Source organism: Megamonas sp., assembly GCF_986095205.1.
Map to the genome: position 1 here is coordinate 73,015 of NZ_CFQVBI010000002.1, position 22,935 is coordinate 95,949.

Here is a 22,935-nt window from a genome sequence, read left to right on the forward strand (position 1 = left end):
CTTATATAAAATTAGCCCGAATTACTCTCACGAGCAGTTCGGGCTTTCCTATGAGTTGTAATATTAAGTAGTTAGTTATTCTTCATCTTCATCAGTAATCATATTAGCAACAACTTGACCTAGACCACTAAATGGACTACTACGTACTTTATAATAACTATTATTAGCACCTAGTCTTTCATGTTTTATAATTTGATTAACTAATGGTACTTGTTTAAAGAAATTTACTGCAAGTTTATTTTCACCTGAATAGCTTCCTGAATTATAATATAAATCATCAGGATTACCAGTAATAATATAGCTACAAAGAGCTTCTAGTAATTTAAGATTATCAGAAGCAATACTTAATGCAGCAACAGGTTGGCTATATAGTTTCTTACCTTCATTAGCTAATCCCCAAGGAGTATATTGAATAGTTTCAGACATTAGACGGTCAGCACTATATAGGATATAGTCAGCCACTTGTGTAGAATCATCATCATCATCAAGCATCAATTTACCAACTACGAACAATGCTACTGCTTTAGTAATAGCTATCCATTCACCTAAGCATCTACGAATATTAGCTTTATCATATTCAGGAAGAATATTATAATAAGTAGTAAGATTAGCTACAAAATCTGCATAACCTTTAGCAATACCTTGAAGAGTACGAACAGCTTGAAGTTCGTTACTATCATTAAGTTCGTAGTACTTCTTAAATGGCATTGCTATAAACTCTCCTAAACTAACATAAGTTCCTTTACTAATAGATTCTCGAGTTTCATTATATATACCGTCAAAGTGACCCAAACGATAACCAAAACGTTTTTGATAACCAGGAACTAAGTGTTTATGGAACTGCATTAGTAAAGCTCCCCACCATGATTGTTGTAGCTGATTAGCACCAATCTTATCATAGATACCATGTATCTGATGATTAACTGATATAACCTTATTACGGAAAGCTGCAATATCATCATTAGTAAGACCACTATCTTTCTTTAGAGTAGCAACACCATTCTTCAATATAAGACTTTCTCTAAATGAAGGATGTTGTTCAAACTTAATTCGTTCTTCTTTAGTATCTTCCTTATAAGTAGTTTTAAACTCTTGTCTTAGTTCTTTAGGAATCGAACGTAAGAAATCAGTTATTATATCAGCTTTAAACTTAACATAACGTTCTTTCTCAACATAAAATTCAAGTACTTTATCTTTAAAGGTTTCATACTTAGAAACTAGTTCGGGATTATTCTTACGAAGAACTTTAAGTAATGCTTCTTCTCTAAGATTCATAGCATATTGTTCAAATGACATTATCTTATTCTTGCCATTAACATTGACTACTCTATGAGAATGAAGCATAGCTAATAATGTAGTATTCTGCATATAATGCTCACCTGCTGTCTGTTGGATAAACAATAGATTTTCTAGTTTACCCATTGGATTACTACCTTTACCATAACGTTCTGTTACCATATCAGATTCAATAACATTGAATAATCTAATAACAGCATTAGTTTCATTATTAGTAGTTTCATTATAGGCATCTGCTAGATAACTACCTACATTCTGCATCCATTCATTCTCACCTTTACGGAAATCTTTGTATTTAAAGAATTGTCCGGCAGCCATTTCCATTTGTATCTGTGTCTTACCGTATAGAACGTTAGCAATACCACCAGTAATATTTAACATCATAAACTTACTAGATACCATATTACGCATAACACGAGATACTTTAGAACGAGTACCTTCATCCATTTCAAATTCATTAAATACTAACTTACGAACTTGATTCTCGAAGTGTTTAACTATATTTGAATCATCACTCTTAGTAGTACGTATTTCTTGTTTACCAGTAATTCTACTAAGTAATCTATTATCCATAAGTTTATCATTAGGATTTCTCTTAATAATATCCATATTACGTAATTGATTACTAGTAATCTTAGCTAATCTAGCTATATCATTACGAGTATTAAAGTTATACATACTATCTATAAATGAATTAAGTCTTTCAAGAACATTAGGATTATTACGTTCTGCATTTTCCTGTGCTCTTTGTTTACGTAACTCATTATTCTTAGCTTGAGTTTCACGAACATAAGTTAAATACTCTTCTTTAGTTTCCCCTTCTTGTTGTTCACGAATAGGAAGTAACTTAACTTCCGATAAACTATGAAGCATAGGGGCATTACTAAATCTCTTATATAGATTAAGTTCTATATCAGACTTATTAGGAGTATCATACCAACCATGACTACGTTTAAAGTCTTGCCAATAGTCAGCAAAACCTTGACTAGGTTGTTCAATAGCTTGATTAGGTAAATAACCACGATTAATATAAGCACGACTACGTTTATCTTTAACAAGTTCATTAAGAAGAGAATCTACTTCGTTATATAACTGTTGCTGATAATTATTCATTCCATAATACTTATCATTACGATATTTATTAGTAGAAGGTTGTAATTTAACTTCATCGTAGTTAGGATTCTTATACTGCTCTTTAACTTTAGTTTCTAACCATTTGTATTTAGCACTATATTCCATGTTGTTAGCTTCATCCTTAACTACCATTTGTCTCCAAATAGGCAACGGTTCATATTCTTTAGTAATAGGATTAACAACATGATTATCAATATACCATTTATCAAATACTTCTTTACCCATCTTATTCATAGCTACATACATAGCTTCATAGTAAACAGTATTGATATAACTAACATGGTTATCTAACCATTCTTGAGCTTTCTGTTCATTTGGCTTAACACGACCAACGGCAGCAGCAAACATTTGCTCCTGATGTTTCTTTAGATTAGCTATTTGAACATCGGTAAACTTAGTACCATCAATAACTCCTTCTGAATCATATTTACCATAAGCCATAGTACGAACGAAACTATCAAAAGGATTACCTAGGCGAGTATCCATATAAGCCTTCTTTAGTTCATCTAAGAACTCTCCTTTTAACTTATAATCAGTATTAGCTTTTAACCATTCTACTGATTCTCTATAAGTTTCAGAAGTTTCAGGATATTGTAAACCTTCAATAGCTTGTTTATAACGAATAGTAAAAGCATCTTTAGGTTTACTTTCTTTATACTTATTATTTAACTGACGTCTACGTGATAAGTAATTATTAACAGCATTAGCTTCTTGATAATTCTCTTTATAATTACCGTCCATATCAATAGTAGCTCGCATTTCTGCTAACTCATCTCTAAGCTCTTCAAGTCTTCTTGCGTTCTGAACAGTAAGAGTACTATAATCATTATCAATCATCGTACTTAATATATCCCCTTCCTCATGTAATATCTTCATTAACTTAACATAAGTTTGAGGATATTTATTAAGTATTTGGTTCATATCATAATAGTCTTGATAGAACTCTTTATTGTACTCACGTTCTACATTATCTATTAAGAACTTCTCTAATTCGTCTTTAGCTTTCTTATATATAAGACCGTCCCGACCGTTCGAGTCGTCGATTTGAGCCAGCTTTACAGCCTCTTTTAGCGACCTTAATTTGTCGGTGAACGATTCATTATACGGCAGCAAAAGATTGCCATTTTCGTCTAAAATATCGTTCAGAGACACGTTTATACCGTTGTTTTTTGCGTCTTCGATAATCGTTGAAATAGCGGTAGTAAAGGCTATCTTCTTATCACGAGCACTAATCTCACTAGCTCTTAACTGATTCATCATTTGTTTTAGAACTATCTGAACTATTGGAATATGTGTCTCTTGACTATCGGCTAGCCAAAACTGGAAGAAGTTCTCATCTTCAAATGCTTCTGTAATACTAAGCATATTAGATTGAACACGAGGGTCACTAGAAAGACTAGTAATATAACTATCGAAGTACATCTTAGTACTACGTTTAACTACATTATTTAAGTCTTTAATACGTTTGAACTTATCTTTGATTTGTTTAAGCATATCATTAGTTCTACGTAAACCTTCTATTTCTTCTTCTGTTTCGCTTACACTATGAGCTTCATCAATATCGTAAGGTTGAATAGCTTCAATAATAGAATAATCTTCTACGAATCTATTAATGTCATCTAGGAACATTTCATAGCGAGTACGTAATGTTTCATCTTCTAACATACGGTCGAATAACTTCTTATTAGTTATACTCCATTTCTCCTTTACTATCTTATTACCGTTTTCGTCTAACTGATAAGTACCATCAGAATTAGTAACATAAGTAGTATAAAAGTTATGAATATCAAATAAGAAATCATCAATACGTCTATTAGTATAACCATTAATAATTTTCAGTGCTTGTTCACGTAAGTTATCATTCAACTTAGTAGCTGTATTAGAACGTAAATCAATAGCAGCAAATGAACGAAAAGCATCATTAAGAGCTGCTTCTTCAACATTAGCATTACTTCTTTCAACACTTTCAATTACACGAGAAATATATTCGTTAATTTCTCTATCATTATCTACTAATGCTGATTCAAGTACATCTTCGTTAATAAAGTTTTCTTCTGTCTGAACTCGAATAATATTATTATTAGCGAACTTATCTAATCTAGCATTTTCTTTAACTACTTGAGTTAAAGCATTACGTCTAGGAAATTCTAATTGAGATATACTATTGATAACAGTCTTTTTACTATATGAATAATCAGGAGTAAGATTAACTGACTTAGTAGTTATACGTCCTAAGTTAGTAACGATATAAACATTACCTTCTTTTTCATATCTGAAATATCCATTAGGTCTAAAACCAGTATTATCTATTACTGTTTGTAAAACAGGAACAAATCCAATACCATTAATATTAACATCATTAATAGTTTGATTAATACTAGCTTTAAGTTGAGCATAATAAGGAGATTCAGAATTATCTGATTTCTTCTTTCTAAGTTGAACTTCATTAGCATCTAACTTAGTCATAGCTGCTTGTAATCTCTTAGCTGCAATATCTGCATTATTGCGTTCATTAATAATCCTACGAATATTATTATAATTCATATTAGGAGCAGCAACGACATAATCATGAACACCAGCAGCATCAAGATATTCAATAGTTTCCAATAGAGCGTTGTTATCAGTAATTGCCACGATATACTTGCGAGAAGTATCAATTTGTTGCCCCTTTATGGGGGAAGTCAAGACAGTACTATTAGGAAATACTTCTTCGATTAATGTATCAGCTCTTCTTTCAAATACAGTAGGAAGAACCATAAACTTACGAGTATCAGAAGTAATACCTATATTTACAGAACTAATAAATGCAGCATCATACTGATTAATAGAAACATCTTCTAGTATATCTAATGGAAGAAACATTCTATTATTATCAGGATTAACGCTTACTTCTCCAATTTCGTTTTGTTCTAATGGATTAGTAGGTAGCATATAAACAGTATCATTATAATATACTAGTTTATATAACCGTAGAGTTTTGTTATTATCATTAGTTTTAGCATAATGACGGTATCTACGATTATTTTCACTACCAGTAATCATTCCACGTTCTTGCGCTTCTTTAAAGCTAAGTTCACCAACACCTAATCTATTAAATATTATCTTATTAGATTCTTTATATTTTTTATTCTCAAATACTAATACATCAGGATTATTAGGATTAGTTCTAAAGAATAAGTCACGTAACTTCTCAATAGTAGCTGTATCATTGCTAGCTCTTTCATAAGTTCCTATCTCACTACCATATTGAATCATGCTATTAATAGCCCTATCTGAATCGTTAATAATATTAGTAGCTGAAGAAACTCCATTATCAGAATCAATACCAGTATCTTGTCCATATAATAATTCAACAGGAATAATTTTACTAACTGTACCACCTTTAAATTTATAACCTTCTACTACCATAGAATACCTTATCAAGTCCATAGTAGCAAGTTTAATAAATGGGTTATTATTATGCCAAGCATTACGGAACATTTGATATTGAGATTCAGTAGATATAGTACTATCAGTAATAGTTATTTTATCATAACTATTACGAAGACCTTTATATTCGACGTTTAGGTTCTTAAATAGATTATTGTCAGAAGTATATCTTTGAATCAATGCTACTTTATTAGCAGGAGATAATTTCATAAATGCTTCTATATTCTTTTCAGACATATCAGACATATTGAAACTACCTACTATATCAGTATATCCATATAATCTAGCACGAGTATCTTGTTGACTACTAATAAGATTTAGATTATAGCTAGGTATAAACTCGTTATCACTTCTAGTTATGAATCTATTAGTATTAACAAAGCTAGATTGTGCTTGGCTCATATTAATAATGAAACTCTCTAACTGCTGAATAGTTTGAAGATTACGAACACCAAACTTATTTACTAGTTCACGGAACTGTGGTGTTTGAGTTTTGAATATCTCACTATCACGAATAATCTTTTCAGTAGCTATACAACTATACTTTAATTGATAATATAAAGAAGGATATGCAGATTCTAGTTCATCCTGATTAATATCATTAATAGTATTGAAATTAGTCTTAGGATAAACAGCATCTATTAGATACTTGTTACCTTCTTCTGTAACTGCTTTAAGAACAGGTTGACCTTTCTTTATACGACCGACATTATTCTCCTTAATATCATTAATACGATTAATAACATTATCTATTTCATTAGCAGATTTACCAGCACCAAACTTATCACTAGTGATAACCATCATATTAGAATTGATTTGGTCGCCTATCTCTTTGAAATATTCAAATGCTCTTAACGCTTTAATCTGATATATAAGATTCTCGGTATTAGAAGAATTAATATTCTCTACATTGTCTCTAAGATGTTCTCTTAGTTCAGTTATTTTTATTCCTTCTTCAAGAAGTTCATCTTCATTAATCTCTATTCCTCTGCTCTCAAGCATTTTCTTAACATCTTTAAGACGAGTCTTTTTAGTAATACTATTAGCAGGAATACCAACAGCTTTAGCTAATCTTATATACATATCTCGTCTTAATCCAATAAGAGGATTAAATCCAGTTTCTCCAAATACATTATCGTTAGCATTTTGTCTAGCAATAAGTTCAGTTATTACTGGTTGATTAATAAATAGAATAGATGTTTCATAATTAGCACCACAATCTACAATAGATTTATATACATCAAAAGTATATAAATCTACATTAGGAACACCGCCTTCTTTTACACCATCAAGAATAAGAGCAGTGGTTTCAGAAGAATAAGGAGTAATCAAACGATTGTCTATATTAAGATTATCATAACTCCAACCTAACTGATTATGGTCTACTGTTACTTCTTTATCTTTTCTAGTTACATCTCTAAAACGTTTTCTTAGTTTACTTTGTGCGTCTTTTGCTTCTTTCTCTGTGCTATATGTATAAGTAAACCTAAAACCACCGTGTGCACCGTCAATAATAGTTTTAGCTTTGTTACTAATAGAGGCGAAGTTGTCACGATTAACAGAAATAGCTTTAAGACGCGCACCGGACATATTAGCATCACGATACCAATTTTGAGCAATTACTGAATTAATATTACGATAAGTCTCTGATAAACCTTCAAAGATATTAGCTTTTGCAGCTTTAATATCTTCAAAGTTACTAGAAGATAAGTTTTCACCAATAGATACTGGTAGATTCATTATCTTAATAAATGTATCTACTATCTTATTGTTACGAGCATCACGAGTATTCTGTTGAGCTACTGTTAGTTTACTAAATTCTTCTTTAGAATAAAGTCCGCCTTGTTCAGCATATTTAGTAATAGCTGATTCATAGGCTTCTGCATAACTAAGTCCTTCTTGACTTAAATCTATTGCAATATCTCTAGCATCTTGAATATTCTCTCTGCTTAGATTATTAAATAGATAATTATTATATCTTCTATTTACTGCTGCATCATCTTCTCCTTCTATATATTCAACTTTCTGTGGTTTACCATTCTTATCAAATGTAGCAGTATGATAAATACCATAGATACTATCAATATCAAAGTCAGCACCAGTCTGTAATACCCATTCATCAGGAACAACAATAGTAGAACCTTGAGATTCATCTAATAAACCTACAACTTTCATTACTGCTACTGATTGTTTACCTTCTGTTGGAATACGATAACCAATCATAGTATCGAGTCCAGCAGACTGTAAATCTTCAAGAGTAACTTCTTTAATTAGATTACCTTCTGCATCATAAGTATTATAAGCCTTTACCATCCATTTAGGTAACAGTATTTCTACTATCTGACTACCATCTTTATGATAAGTTAGTTTACGACCAAGAGAATAACCGTGTTTCTCTTCTACTCTAGATTGCATCAAATCTCTTAAATCACTACGACCTGATAGTTCGGTCATACCAATATCTGAAACTTGACTAGCATGAAATCCTGGAAGTACTTGTCGAGTAACACGATTAGTAAATATACTATTTACAATATTTTCTATCTTGCTACGAACTAGATTAGTCCAAGCAGGCATATAAGGCAATCCAGTTTCAGGATTTATTTCAGCATACTTACGATAATTACTGTCTAATCCTCTACGAGTTAACTCGTCTTTAATAAGAGATATGAACTTGTTATTATCAATCTTAGCTTGATTACCTTCGTATACTACATTACCTTTAGCATCAATCTCTACACCAATACGAGAAGCAGCATCTTTAAAACTATCTTGAATATTAGCAGTAAAGTTATCAAAGAAATCTTTAATAAGAGATTGACCTTCAGGAGTATTACCAATATTATCTATTAGTTTCTTAACAATCTGCAATCCTGCCTTATTCTCACCATCCATGTGTTGAGGAATATCTTGTTGTGTATAAAGATTAGAATACCAACCAGTTTTATACTTAGTTTGAATATCCAAGTTAAATTGTTTCAACTTCTCTTTAGAGGGGAATTTCCCATGAGAATCCCAAAACTCTAGTACTCTATTAGTAGTAGCTTTTTCAGTAGTAGTAAAGTTAACCTGACCTATATTATTATCAGTCATATATTTAGCCAAAGCAGCAAGTTCACTATTGCCTAAGAATCTAGGTATGAGTATAAATTCTGCGTTTTTAATCTGAATAGGATTAGCTAACTTAGCATCATTATCTATTTCTAAATCATAATAGAAGTTCTTCTGAACTTGTATCTTCTTAGATAATTCTCCTAACTTAACATTGTCGATAGGTTTAGTTTCATCATAAAGAGCTTCGATTAAATCTTTATAACTATCATACTCTCCACGTAGATACGTTCTACGAACAAATTCATCAAGAGTAATAAACGATTGAGCATCTGTTACTTCTGACTTATCTTTAGAGAACTGTTTAAGTATAAAAGCTCTAGTTTCTTTAGATACATTAGCTATATCTAATTGCTTCTTTAAATCATCGAGAACTTTACCGCTACTTTGAACATCTTCAAGAGTAATATATTTGAAACTACTATCTATACTAATAGTCTTATTAGGAGCTACTGTTATATCTCCCAAATGCTTTTGTACATTATATAAATCATATCCTGCATAAGCTAATCCTCCGGCTTGATATTCTTTGTTACGTTTAATAGTATCACGAGAATCTTTATAATATGCTTCATCTCCGAAGAACATATCATTTAGATTATTATATTGAATCTCATAGTTAAGAACCATTTCAGCAATGAAGGAATTAAATGATTCTTGACTAGCATTCTTATACTTATCTACAAACTCTTTATCAGAACTGTATTTAGCAACAGCTTCTTGTATTCTATAATTAATATAATTATCTATATAATTATAAACTGAATTACGAAGTCCACCAGTAAGCCTAATATTATATTCTCCATTCTCGTCTTGTATTAGCGATATTTCACTATTCTTTCCCCCGTAAAGGAGTGAGAATATGTTGCCTTCCTCGAACAGCCAATTCATATCTACTCTTTTAACTGTCTCACTATTATACTTATTAAGGTTCTTAACTTTATCAATAAGTAAACTTCTAAACTTAAATACATTACCAGTAGGATTGCCATTTCTATCAAGAATACTTTTACGATAATGATAATTAAGTCTAGCTTCTGATTTACGTAAATCTTTAAACTCTTCTTTTATCTTAGGTTTACCGTTTTCATCTGACACAATAGTTACTACTCCATTTTCAACAGTTGTCTCGAATAAGAAGTTAATAGCTTGTGCCATTTCTGCTAACTCTTTAGCATAGATATTAGCATAAGATACATAGATAGGATGTCCTCTATAAATAGTACCATTAGCATTAAATAGTCCGGCATAATCTAGTTTATAACTATTAAATACGAAAGTCTTTGGAGCATCAGAAGGTGTTTGGGTAAAGAACTTAGATTTCTTAACTCCTTTAGCCATCTCATAGTTATCTCCGTTGTTAGCGTATTCATTTAGAGTAATAATATCCCATTCAAGAGCATTAATATCTTTATAAGACTTAGCCTTTCCTGTAACTTCATTACTAACACCATTATACAATTGTGCACCAAATTCACGATAATATTCAGTAAGTTCGTAACCAGTATCAGTAAGACGAAGTAGACCGGGAATTACTTTACCATTAGATAAAGTCTTTTCAATAAGTATATTACTATATTGATATTGAGGAATATTAGTAAACTTAACTAGATAGTCACGAAGTTCAGCATTAGCAGTTGGATTATCATTATAACGATTATCGTTAATTCTTTCAAAGAACTTACTAATATAATTATTCTTTAGAATATCACTAACTAGATTGTTCTCTGCATTAATACTATTAAATTCAGAATTTACTATTTGATAGTCTTTAAATTTATCAGATATACGATTAGCTATATTATTAGCATAACCGCCTTTATATTGTAGTTGAGACTTATCAAACGGAACTATTGTATATTCTTCATCATTCTTAGCTTTGCTATATTCGCCTGCATAATATATACGTTGTGCTTCATTATCTATCTTTAATATATTAGAGGCATTAGCTACAACTTTATTAAATTCTAGCAAATCGTTGATAAGACTAGTGATATTAGAAAGTTGACTATCACCGAAGCTACGAATGTAGTTAACAACACCCTGCCTATTGATGCCGAAGTTATATTTATTAAAGATTGCCGCAAGCTCTTCCGAGATTTCTTGTATTTCATTTGTATTTGAATTGTTTAATGTGGATAATCTATTTTTAAGTTCTTCTAATACTGCAACATCTCCATTCATAATAGAAGGATTATGAACAAGAGAATCAAAACTATTAAGTATCTTATTTTGCAGATTAAGTTTAGGGAAAGTATTACGATTCTTAGTCACTACATTAGAACCGTCTGCACTTTGAATTACTTCATTACGTTCCCAAATAGATTGTTTTAGTTGAGTAAATATCTTATTTCTTATCTGAACATTAGCTTTATCTTCTAATAGACGAGCGGCATATTCTAAATGAGATACTTCTTCAAATCTTTCAGCAATAGTATGAAAACTCTCTACCATAGCTTCAACGCTAGAGAAGTTGCCATAGTTATTCAATGCTTTAAAAGAACTAGAAAATCCAGCACTTTCAGCTATACCTGAATAAGTATCACTAGCTGTATCAGGTTTTTCATTAATAAATGAATTGCTATTAGTTTTAGGTAAACGAGCAAACCATTCTTTTACTTCTTTACTAACATTCTTATCAATGTCTTTACGTTGGTCAGCTAGTTCAGACCAATCAGCACGTAAAGAAGCAATAGTTTCAGGGTCTTCTTGACGACTACCTTGTTCACTATCTTCTTTAGCATCATCATTAGTTTCATAATCCTCGTTAGTGTCTATGCCAAACTCTTTGCTAAGACTAATAACTTCGGGTGAATTAATAACAATATCAAATAACTCATTACGGTTATAATTACCACCATCGTAAAGATTACGAATAATAGTACCGATATAAGCCTTTTGTTCTTGCGTAAGTTTCTTATCATTCTCTTTAAGATGTCGATTGAGATAAGTAATCATAGTTAACTTTACAGCAGCTTGAGGACTTAACTCATTACCAGCTTTATCCTTTAGGACTTCTTTCTCACCTTTACGTTTTCTATTAGCAAGAGCTTTACGAATACTTCCTTGGCTCTTTAGATAAATAGTACTAAGAATATTAATAGCATGGTCTTCCTTTGCTATATCATTACCAAATACACCGGTTCGTGAAGTACGAACATTCTGAACATAATCTTGAGTATTAATCGTCTCTCTGTTATTATATGCTATAACAGCATTAACAGTGTTTGCATCAATACTCTCTTCATTGAAATCTCTACCGGTCTTTTCTTGATACCACTCACGAAAACTAGTATCTTCGATAGTGGCAAGATATTCAGTAGACTTTCTAACATCATTATTAGTAAGCTCTAATAGCTTATCTAATTTAGGATTACTAGGAGTACAACTCATATACTTTATATTATTAATTAAGTAATTACTAACAGTATCAAAGATAGCATTATTATCAACACTATCAAATATATTTATCGAATAGTCCGAAACTACACGTTCCGAAGGTTGACGGACGCCCGTAGACCGCAAAATCCTGCCGAAATTCGCATTTTATATAGCGTCTCGATAGTAAGATAGGAAAAACAGAAAAGTCCCGTAGGCGGCTTTAGAATGGCTCATTCTTAGGCTTTCTACGGGACTTTCGTCTCTAGGCTTATCTTAGTTAGCTACATACAAAACTAAGCTCACCAGTGTCAAACAAATGGCTCACAATAGCCTTCTGACGGTTATTCAAACCTTCCACTAAACTATCGAAGTTATCGACTTGTCGGTAGTTATCACTTATAGCACTATCTAAGTCTAGGTCTATATCAGGAATATCAAAAGCATCATCAGTAGGAACTCCTGTATCTTCTTCTGCTCTATCAAATACATCATCGTGAACAGTACTTGTAGTACTAGCTGTATCAGATGTTTCTAATCCAATAGTAGATAACCGATTACGAACTTCACCAAGTAACGTATTATCTATATTACCAACTTTACCTATAATCTCTACTAAAGCATCAATAATCTTAGTAAATAGATTATTAGATTCAGTACTAGTTTTAGAATCATATTTAATTCTAACAAGTAATCTAGCAAATGTACGATTAGTAATAGCTTCAACTACAAACTCCTCAATAGCTACACTTCTAGGTTTATCACTATTTAAGAATCTTCCGTATTCTTCTACTAAAGCAGAATCCTGATTAATGAAACTACTAAACTTATCATATAGGTCTCCAAATGATTGCTCTATATTAGCACGTTCATCATTAAGTAGATAATGAACTCCCTCATGTATAAGAGTAAGTACTCTACGTTCAGGTTCAAGAGTATCGAATCTATTAGTAAGAGTAATAGTATTACCACCAGCAACTATTCCTGCAAATCTACCTTTTTCACCTACTATTTCAATATCAGGATTAAGAGCAATACCAGCAGATTCTAATGCTGAAATAACAGATAGTAGATTAGGATTAGTAGTATTAGCTTGTGCAACTTCCATAAGAGTACCTACTTGTGGAGCACTATCTTGACTAGCAAGTGGGTCAGGAGTAGCAACAGGAGATACAATTTGTTGCTCCTTTACGGGGGAAATAGCGGCGTTAGCCGCATTAGTACGACCAGCACTACGACTAGGATTCATAAGAGTAATATTACGATTATATACATCTCCTATATAATTAAAGTTACTAATGATATTACCTTTACTATCAGTAACATTACCTAAGTCAGTAACTAGTACTCCGTCTTTAGCTACAAATTCTTCATAACTACTATAACCTGTGTCCATCCATTCATCTTGAAGTATATTAGGTATCTTAGCTTGTAGTTTACCATCTACCATTCTAAACAAATTAGATTCACCACGAATAGCTGAATTAATAACATTACGGGTAAGCGTAGCATATACTCCTTCCATCATAGTACTAAAGTTACCATGATTATTAGTAGGAACAAAACCATTAGGCATACGAGCCATAAGTCTTCTAGGTTTAGTTTCACCAGGTATAGCAAATGCTACATTTCTATCAGCAACATTAAAGTAAATAGTAGCTCCAATCTTGTTAAGAGGACGAAATGCACGACCTACAACTTCATAACCATAAAGAGCTTTTTGCTTACCTACATACTTAGATATTTCATCTAATAATTGCTGATGTAAATCAGTATTTCCTTGTAGAGTAGCATCTACTAATGAATGGAACAACTTATCTAATCCTTCGTTAAACCTTTTAGTATATTCAGTAGCTTCTGTTTCACTATTACTCATAGTATTCTCACGACTAGTAACAGCGATAAGTCTACCTTCTGAATCTTTAATAGTCATACCAACCACACCTCTAGGAATACGACTAGCGGCAATAATACTATTAGATTTAATATCAGCAACTCCTCCGTCAACTCCTACTACTAGACGATAACCGTCAGTAGCTTCGCTAGTAGCTACGTCTCCAAACTTACGATATATAGGATTACCTTGTTTATCTCTAGCATAAATAACACTACCTGAACTTGTACGACCAACAACTAGACGTTTCTTCTTAGACTTAGTATTACTAATAGAGGACTTTAAGTTATTAATGTCAGTATAAGACTTCTTGAGTTTATTCATCCAATTAGTCAACGATTCATTAACAATGATACTAAAGTTAGATTGATTAACATTAAGAGCATTATTAAAGAATATGATATTATTAAGATGTTTAATCCTATCTAATAGATTAGTTTGTGTATCACCAAATAAACTAGTTAAGTTCTTCCAATGAACATTCTCTTGTAGAGCATTAAGTTGATGTCCGAATGTTCCTTCAACTTCGGGATTATTACGAACACGATATAGACGACGTATATTATTAAGTAATTGTACAAACTCTTTGGCAGCAGGTTCTTCGCTAGCAATAATAGATTGAAGTTGAGTTATGAAATCTATACTATCGTTCTTAACAGTATATCTCCAACCTTGATTCATAACTTCAACATTACCATTATTATAACCAATCTTAGGGAACTCACCTATCTTAATTCCACGAGACTTAACAATAAGATTACCATTTTCATCTAGTTCTACACTTACTGTATCATTAGTCTTTAATTGACCGATACGAGAATAAACTTTACTATCATTTAAATTAACTAGATTGAAGAAGTAACCATTGTCTTTACTATTTTGTTTATCTTCTGCAACAGCTTTATCTAAAGTCTTACTAGCTTCTTGTATAATATCAGAAGGAGTTTTAATCTCTTCGTCAACATTAACTATCTTACCGTCTACTATTTGACGATTGGCTAAAATCTTAATATCATTATACAAACTAACAGCTCTAGGATTTAGCTGTTGTAGATAAACCATCATATCATTAAGACTAGTAAATGTCTTACCTTCTATCTGATTGCCTTGTATTTGATTATATAAATCTATAATTAGATTTATCTCTTCTATACGTTGACGTTGACCTTCTAAGTCATTATCAGATATAGCTGATTCAAGAACATTAGTATCAGTAGGAGCAGATTCATCAGATTTACTAGTATCTACGTAAGTAACATCTCCGATAGCAATAGCAGCATTTAATTCATCAATAGTAACATCAGCAATGATATTACCTTTAGCATCCATTCCATCAATACTGACATTACCAAACTTGCTAACACGTACATCTATTGCACTTACTTTAACCGGTTTTCTACTAACATCTCCTAGACTAGCAAAAGGCTTTACTATTGTAAATTCTAAGTTATTAATATTAGCTTTATTTACAACACCTGAATTGGCTTTAGATACTACTTTATCTAATGTCTCTTTTAGCTTCTTCTCTTTAGCAGTCTTTGGTTTAGGTTTTGGAGTAGACTTAACCGCTGGTTCTTCTTGCCTCGTCGCTTCGCTCCTCGTTTCCCCCGTAGAGGAGTCTTGTTGCTGATTATCCACAGTCTGTTGCTGTGTCTGACTTTGTGCAGCAAGACTATTTCTTCTCTTAGTAATAGCTTCTCTTAAAGATGCTATATCTTTCTTACCATTCTCTGAATTAGATAGAATACTAACAGCATTAGATAAACTCTTATTACTAGTATCTTGAGATTCCTCTTCTGTAAAAGCATTATCTAACGCTTTATCTAACTTAGCAAGTTCTTCTTCGGTAGCAACATTAACGAAATCATTAAGATTCTTCTTTGCAGACTTAACTAACTTCTTAGCCGCTTCTTCGAACTCTTTCTTACGAGCATCTTCAAACTCTTTAGCTTGTTCATTAGTAGTAATAATATTAGAACGATAGTTATCTCTACGAATTTCATCGAGAAGTATCTGTCCCATATTATCCATGTACTCTGAATTAATAGCACGAACTTGTTTAGATAGAGTACCTAGACTAAAGTCTTTACCTGCTTGTTTAAATAGAGCTACATCATTTTCATCTAGTTCTTCTATCTGTTTCTTAATAAGGTCATTCTGTTCTTGACTACCTTCTATCCCAAGAGCTATATTTTCTACACTACGAACATTATCTAAGAATAGACTTTCCATAGGACTTAAACCTCTACGTAAGTCATTAACTTTAGATTCTATTATCTTAGATATATCTAAGTACTGACTAGCTTGTGCTTTATCCAAAGGATTATTACTATTCTTTAGACTATTGTAAGTAGACATTACTTCACGACGATACTGTTCTAATATACCTAACTGCATACGATTTTTAGCCATTGGGTCAAGAATCTCATTAATAGCAGGGATAGTATTCTCTAATTGAGATTGAATAGTATTAAGTCTTTCTACTCGTTTATTTAGTAAGTCAGCTTCTTGTGCATTAACTATATTCTCTGATATAGCCACATCTAATAGAGCATCGTCTATATTAGCACTACGTAATGCACTAGAATAGTTAATATATCTATCAAGAACATTACGCATAGTCTTTTTTATAGATTGAGTATCTCTATCATATTCTGCTTCATCAGCAAGACCTGCATCTACTAGCTTTTTCTTTAGTCTAGGGTCTTCGATATAATCTTCGAGTAATTCATAGTTACCGGAACGAATAGCATTTAAAGTAAGAGTAGTTGTGAACTTCTCTTTAGCAGCAGCACGCAAATCTTCTTGTTCTTCGGGACTAACCTTACTATAACGAGTAGTACCTATTGTTGGGTCTTGGCTAACAGTTCCATCATCAAGATAGGTAATAGGATTACCTTTAGCATCGCGTTCTATCTGAAATGGATTCTCACCATTTTCAATAATCTTCATCTGACGAGCGTATTCATTGAATACTTGTTCACGACCATTGATTTCAGCAATACGTTGCTTTTCTTCTACATTACCACCTTTACGATTATTAATAGCTGACATAGTACCGCCAAAAGTAACACCGCCAATAACTCCCCATAATGCAGCATTATATAGTTGAGGATTCTGTAAGTACTTCTCTATTCTATCCATAGATATAGCACCATTATATTGTTCAGCTTGACCTAATAAATAACGACCATATAAAGTACCTTCTTCTTGACCTATATAGTTAACAGCTTCTTCAATACCTTCGGATAATTCAGATAATAATAGATTCTCACTAGAATTAATAAAGCGATTTATTTTACCTGCAAAATCTTTAATAGTACCTTTTGCCGCTTGACCTAAAGTTTGACTAGCAGATTCAACACCAGTAGAAGCTATTCTATCAAGAGCTTGATTCTGCGAATAACGAATACGAGGAGTAATAGCACGATTAACTTGACCTAATGCTTTATTAACTGCACGTAATTGCATATAATCAAAGAACACATTACCTGCATTATATCCAAAGTTTCGCATAGCTGCTTTATCTGCAACTATAAGAGCGGCTTCTTCTTTAGTTCTTTCTTTAGCTTCATTAGCAATATCAGGATTATTATCTAACCAAGTTTGAAATTCTTCATCAGACATTCCTGTAAATAACGACAATGCTTCTCCTTCTATTTGTTCCGCAACTCCACGAGCTTCTTGATAGTTCTCACCAAGACGCATACCAATAGCAGTAATACCATCTTTAGCGATAAGTTTTAACTTATTAGCACGATATACATTATCTAATTTAGTAGCTTTCTTAGCCCAATTCATTGCACGACTTACTTTAGAACTATTACGTCCTAATGCTGCAACACCTTTACCAACAGCTCCAACTCCTTTAGTTAATAAAGTACCAGGAATCATTAAAGATAGAGAACTAGCAATACTTGGAACTTGACTAAAGAACCAACCTGAAAAGTCATTCATATCAAATGCTTTATCAGGATTCTCACGATATATAGGAAATAAATCATCACGAACATAGTCAGATATAGCATCGCCTGCTCTAGTAATAGGATTACTAAATGGTTTATCGTCCCATAATCCAGCAGTAGCTAAATCTACTAACATACCCATACCACCAACAGTATCTCCTATAACTGTTCCAATAGTTTGACCTAATGCGTTACCTGCTTGTTTCCAAGCCGATTGGTTCTTAGCACGAAGAATTTCTAATTCTTCTCTACTTTGATAACGATTAGGTTCAGCACCATACTTAGCTAAAGAATGATAATCTTCCTCTGTTCCAGTAAAGACTTCTTTACCACTAAGATTACGAAACATGAAGTCGCCTTGTGCAGCTACATCAGGTTTGTATTTAGTAACAGTAGGAGCTTCTTTAGCCATATTAACAGAATTAGCCCCACTGTCTAGTGGAGCTTTTTCTACTGATATATCATCAAATATATTTGGCATAACTTAGTTCATTAAATCGTTCATTTGATTAAGTATCACTTGACTAGGGGATTCACCAGTAAGTCCTGAATACATTCTATTAAAGAACTGGAATACTTGTCTCTTAGTATCAATATCTAGTTCTCTAAGATTACCAGTAGCACCTGCCATAATCATAGCTTTCTGCATAAGAGGACGAGCAATAACTTGCTGTTCCTCTATGGGGGAATTTGCAATAGAACCATTTCTTGCACTAATAAGATTTATATCCTCTTTAACAGGAGCAAGAATAGCATTAGCTTGATTATTCTGAAACATACGTTGAAATAACTCACCTTCTGTAATCTTAATTACCGGTTCATCATTAGCGTCTAATATCTGATAAAAACTACCACCATCGGTAACAGCAGAATATGTTCCATCTCCAAATTCAGCATCAGATAAACGATAATTTCTTTTAAGTGCGTTATTATACTTAATAGAATTAAGAGTGTCCATTGCTTTAACAGCAGGTAGAGATTTGAATCTTTCTATTTCATCATTAATGATAGCACCTGTAATCATATAGTCTCCGGCTACTGCATTTTGTATTCTTTCTTCCATTTCAGAATCAGGATTCTTAGCACTATTCTTTCCAGTTTTAGGAGTATAAGGAATGTTTAAGAATACTCCATATTCACCAGTAGAAGAAGATGAGCACCAACCATTATTAATGTTTTTCTTCTTAACTTGTGCTTGAATAGTTTGCATAATAGCATCACGTTCTCTACTATCTTCAACAGGTTCAAGAACTCCTTCGGCATTACGTTTCTTAATAACAATACTTCCGGGATTAGCAATACTAATCATATTCATTACTCTTTCATTGTAGTTCTTTAATTGGTCGTCTTCGAATCCTTGACCAGTAGCAACTACATGAGGTGGTAAGTCAAATACATTAACATCAACATAACTAGGTGGTAATGATTTAGATATACGTTTAGTTGCAGCATTAGACATTTGTGCAGCTTTTTCATATACGTAAGCAGGAGAATCTTTAGTACTCTTAGCAGTAGTTATTTCACCTCGTCCTATTGCTCTAAAACCTGCAATACCCATAGTAGTTAAACTACCATATACTTTATTTCCATAGAAAACTTCATCGTTTCTAGTAAATTTTTCAGGAGCATTATTACCAGTAGTAAATCCTACGGGACTAAGTTTAAGAACATCTGCTATTTCAGGAGCCAAACGAATATAAGCATCTTTACTAATACGAATATATTCTTTATCTCCTATTTTACTAAACGACACATCTTGATTAGTCAATCCCATATCTGTTCTAAGTTTAGATATAATAGCAGCTTTGCTACTATCGTTAAGAGGATTTACTAAAACTGTATCGAAGCTATTGCCTTTAGAATCAGTAAATAACTTATTCATTCTATTAGCATATTCTAGTTGCATAGGATTATTAGTATCAGCCATATCTCCATTACTCAATCTCTTACCTAAGAACTCCGAAGCATATTGTTCTTCTTGTGTAAGATGTCCTTTCATTGCATCTAAACGATTATTAGCATTAGCTATACCTCTATAATAGGTATTAGCTTCATCTAATAATTGTTTCTTAGCAGCATCGGATAAAGTAACATTATTAGCAATACCTGAACGTAGTTTACTATATGCTTCATCTAAAGGAAGAGATTTAGATATTCCATAAGAAGAAAACATATTAGATAACTGACCATTAAAAGTATTTAATTGAGATTGTACTTTAGCAGGAGTATCAGGTTCTACTTTTTCTTTACCACCAATAGTAGCTAAAGAAGGAAGTAAATCAGGTTCTTTACCAGTTTTAGGTTTAGCAGAATTTTTACGAGCAGCAGCTAATAGATTAAATCCTAATTCAGGATTAATTCTACTTTTAACTCTACGATAAGCAGAAGCAGCATATCTAGGAGCAAATAGGTTCTCTTCAAATTCTCTCTGTGACATAATAGTTCCGTCAGGCTTAGTAACAAGATTATTCTTATTACCTTTATTAGCTTTCCAAACATTTACTTTATAGTCTTGTTCTAGAGAAGCACGAGCACCCGGAGTTTCATTTAAAGCAGATTCAAATGCAGCACGAATCTTATCTGCTGATAGTTGTTGAACACCACTAGCTGTTTTAAGATAAGGAACATCACCAGCAGCAATATTACCTTGACCGTCTTTAAGATTACCTTCTGCATCTCCCCATACTAGTTGTTCGCCAGAACTAGAATCAACACCAACAGTAGATAATACTTTCTGATATAAAGTATTATAATCTACTTGTTCAACAGGACGATAATTAGGTTGGAATTGATTACCACCTATTACTTTACCTGTTTCATCTATTTGGTCTTGATAATTATATTTATTTTGTTCTAATGTGTATGCTTTAACATCACCGTCATAAGCATTACTATTAGTAACTTCATCTTGGAACTTTTTAAACTCTTGTTGATAACGTTCACGACCAATAAGACCGGGATTACTAGCTACTTCTCCTGCTAACCTTTTAGCAGCAGTTAAAGCAGTAGCATAACTTCCATCTTGTGCACTAGCTTCTATTTGAGCATTAATATCTCTCGAATAGTTATCGAGCCATTCATTTTCAGCTTCATTTAATTGCTTATTAGCAAGAAATGTTTTAATCTGATTACTAGTTTCAATAGCAGTATCATGTTTCTGTTGAAGAGTATTTAACGTACTATTGTAAACATCTAAAGGAGCGGCAACCCGCTCCCTCTTTTGATAACCTGCTGTTTTAATATCTATCGGCATAGTTATAGTATTTATAATTAAGCAATCTTTTTCTTACCACCACATCTGAATAAAGTACTTCGTATATTACCTAGTCTACCTTTATTCTTTTCCATTAGTTTTAAGAACAATTCCATTTGTTCAGGATTAGCACTCATCATAGCAGCAATAGCATTTTCTTCTGAACGTCTCTTATCTACACCTAATTGATAATCTCTAACTCCACTAGTAAGTCCTTCGATTATATTAGTACGATTATTAGCGTTAGCTTGAATTTTATCATTAGCAGTTTGAACTTTAGAAATAGCATTAAATCTATTAGCTTCATTTATTTGTTGAGCATTTGCAGAAGCTACTTGTTGACGATTCATTGCATCTTGATTTTGCAATTGAGTTTCAAGATTTTCTTTCTCACCTCTTAATCTACTTCTTTGACTTAAAGCATTATTAGATATTCTTTGTTGTCTAGCAACACTAGCTACTGAACTAGCAGTATTTCCTTCAACTAGTTTATTTTGCCTAAGTTCAGATTCTCTTACATCTGATAATTGAGGATTTATATTAATACTAGTTTTAAGTTTAGCAGGAGCAACTAATTGAGGAGTTGGAACTTGTGGAGCAGAAGTTTTATTTATACTACCTTTATTAAGTAGTCCACTAATTAAAGTTCCAGCAGCTCCAATTCCTGAACTAATAGCTTCTCCTTTATCTATTCCTTTAAATAGATTAAAACCTTTACTTCCACTATTAGCAGATACATTCATCGGCTTAATACTAGAAGCACTAGGATTAATAATCTTTGCCCCAGCAGTAATACCGGCAGAAGGAACATTTTGATTAAGAGCTAATAATCTACGATTAGCACCAAGTCCTAATAGAGCTTTCTTATTTTTTAATTCAGGATATTTCTTATATACTTTAGCTTTTACATCAGAGCGACCATGTAAACCTGCTAATCTAAGAGCATCACGAGCATCGGCTTTAGTTGGAATCGGATAACTACGTCCACCACCTGCAAAATCTTTAGACTTAACACTAGGATATGGTTTCTTATCAGAACCATAATCTTTACTACGAGAAAGACCGCCTAATTTTTTTCTACGACGTTCAGGAACGCCTAATATACTTTTGATTCCTTTATATAAAGAAACAGAAGTAGATTCTCTAGGAACAGTAACATTATTATTATTACTTGAATACTGACCTGGAACAAATGTATTATCCTTAATCATTTTAGGGATACGAGAACCTACTACATTTACTTCGGGAATAATATTAGTTTTACTTGATTTAGGCTCAACTTTATTAGAACTAACATTATTATTTAAAGTAGATTGCTTTTTACGAGGAGCAATAATAACTACTTCGGGAAGCTCTCTTTCAATAGTTTGAACTTTAGTTTTAGTTTTAGGTTCAATTTTAGTTACTTCGCTAGCTAATTGAGTACCATACTTTTTACCGTTCCATTCAAATACTTTAAGTCCTTGTCTACGAGC

At 32.4% G+C, this 22,935-nt stretch carries 4 protein-coding genes; all 4 read right to left on the reverse strand.

Translation table 11 applies throughout. The features are described from left to right. Positions 1–75 precede the first annotated feature (75 nt). The gene (locus AC5LAX_RS00540; protein WP_493263555.1) at positions 76–12,495 is read right to left on the reverse strand and encodes a hypothetical protein; all 12,420 of its coding nucleotides are present in this window, start codon (positions 12,493–12,495) and stop codon (positions 76–78) included. A gap of 133 nt (positions 12,496–12,628) precedes the next feature. Further along, positions 12,629–18,688: a hypothetical protein gene (locus tag AC5LAX_RS00545; RefSeq protein ID WP_493263556.1), complete on the reverse strand. Its 6,060-nt coding sequence runs from the start codon at positions 18,686–18,688 to the stop codon at positions 12,629–12,631. Positions 18,689–18,691: 3 nt separating this feature from the next. Continuing rightward, entirely contained in the window at positions 18,692–21,460 is a 2,769-nt protein-coding gene (locus tag AC5LAX_RS00550; protein WP_493263557.1) for a hypothetical protein, read from the reverse strand. Between the two features lie 17 nt (positions 21,461–21,477). Then, a partial coding sequence (locus AC5LAX_RS00555; protein ID WP_493263558.1) for a hypothetical protein occupies positions 21,478–22,935 on the reverse strand: 1,458 nt, incomplete at its 5' end.

What these genes read in the sequence shown, in the direction of transcription:
- AC5LAX_RS00550 (WP_493263557.1), bottom strand. Translation starts at nt 21,460, where the DNA reads ATGCCGATAGATATTAAAACAGCAGGTTATCAAAAGAGGGAGCGGGTT.
- AC5LAX_RS00545 (WP_493263556.1), bottom strand. Translation starts at nt 18,688, where the DNA reads ATGCCAAATATATTTGATGATATATCAGTAGAAAAAGCTCCACTAGAC.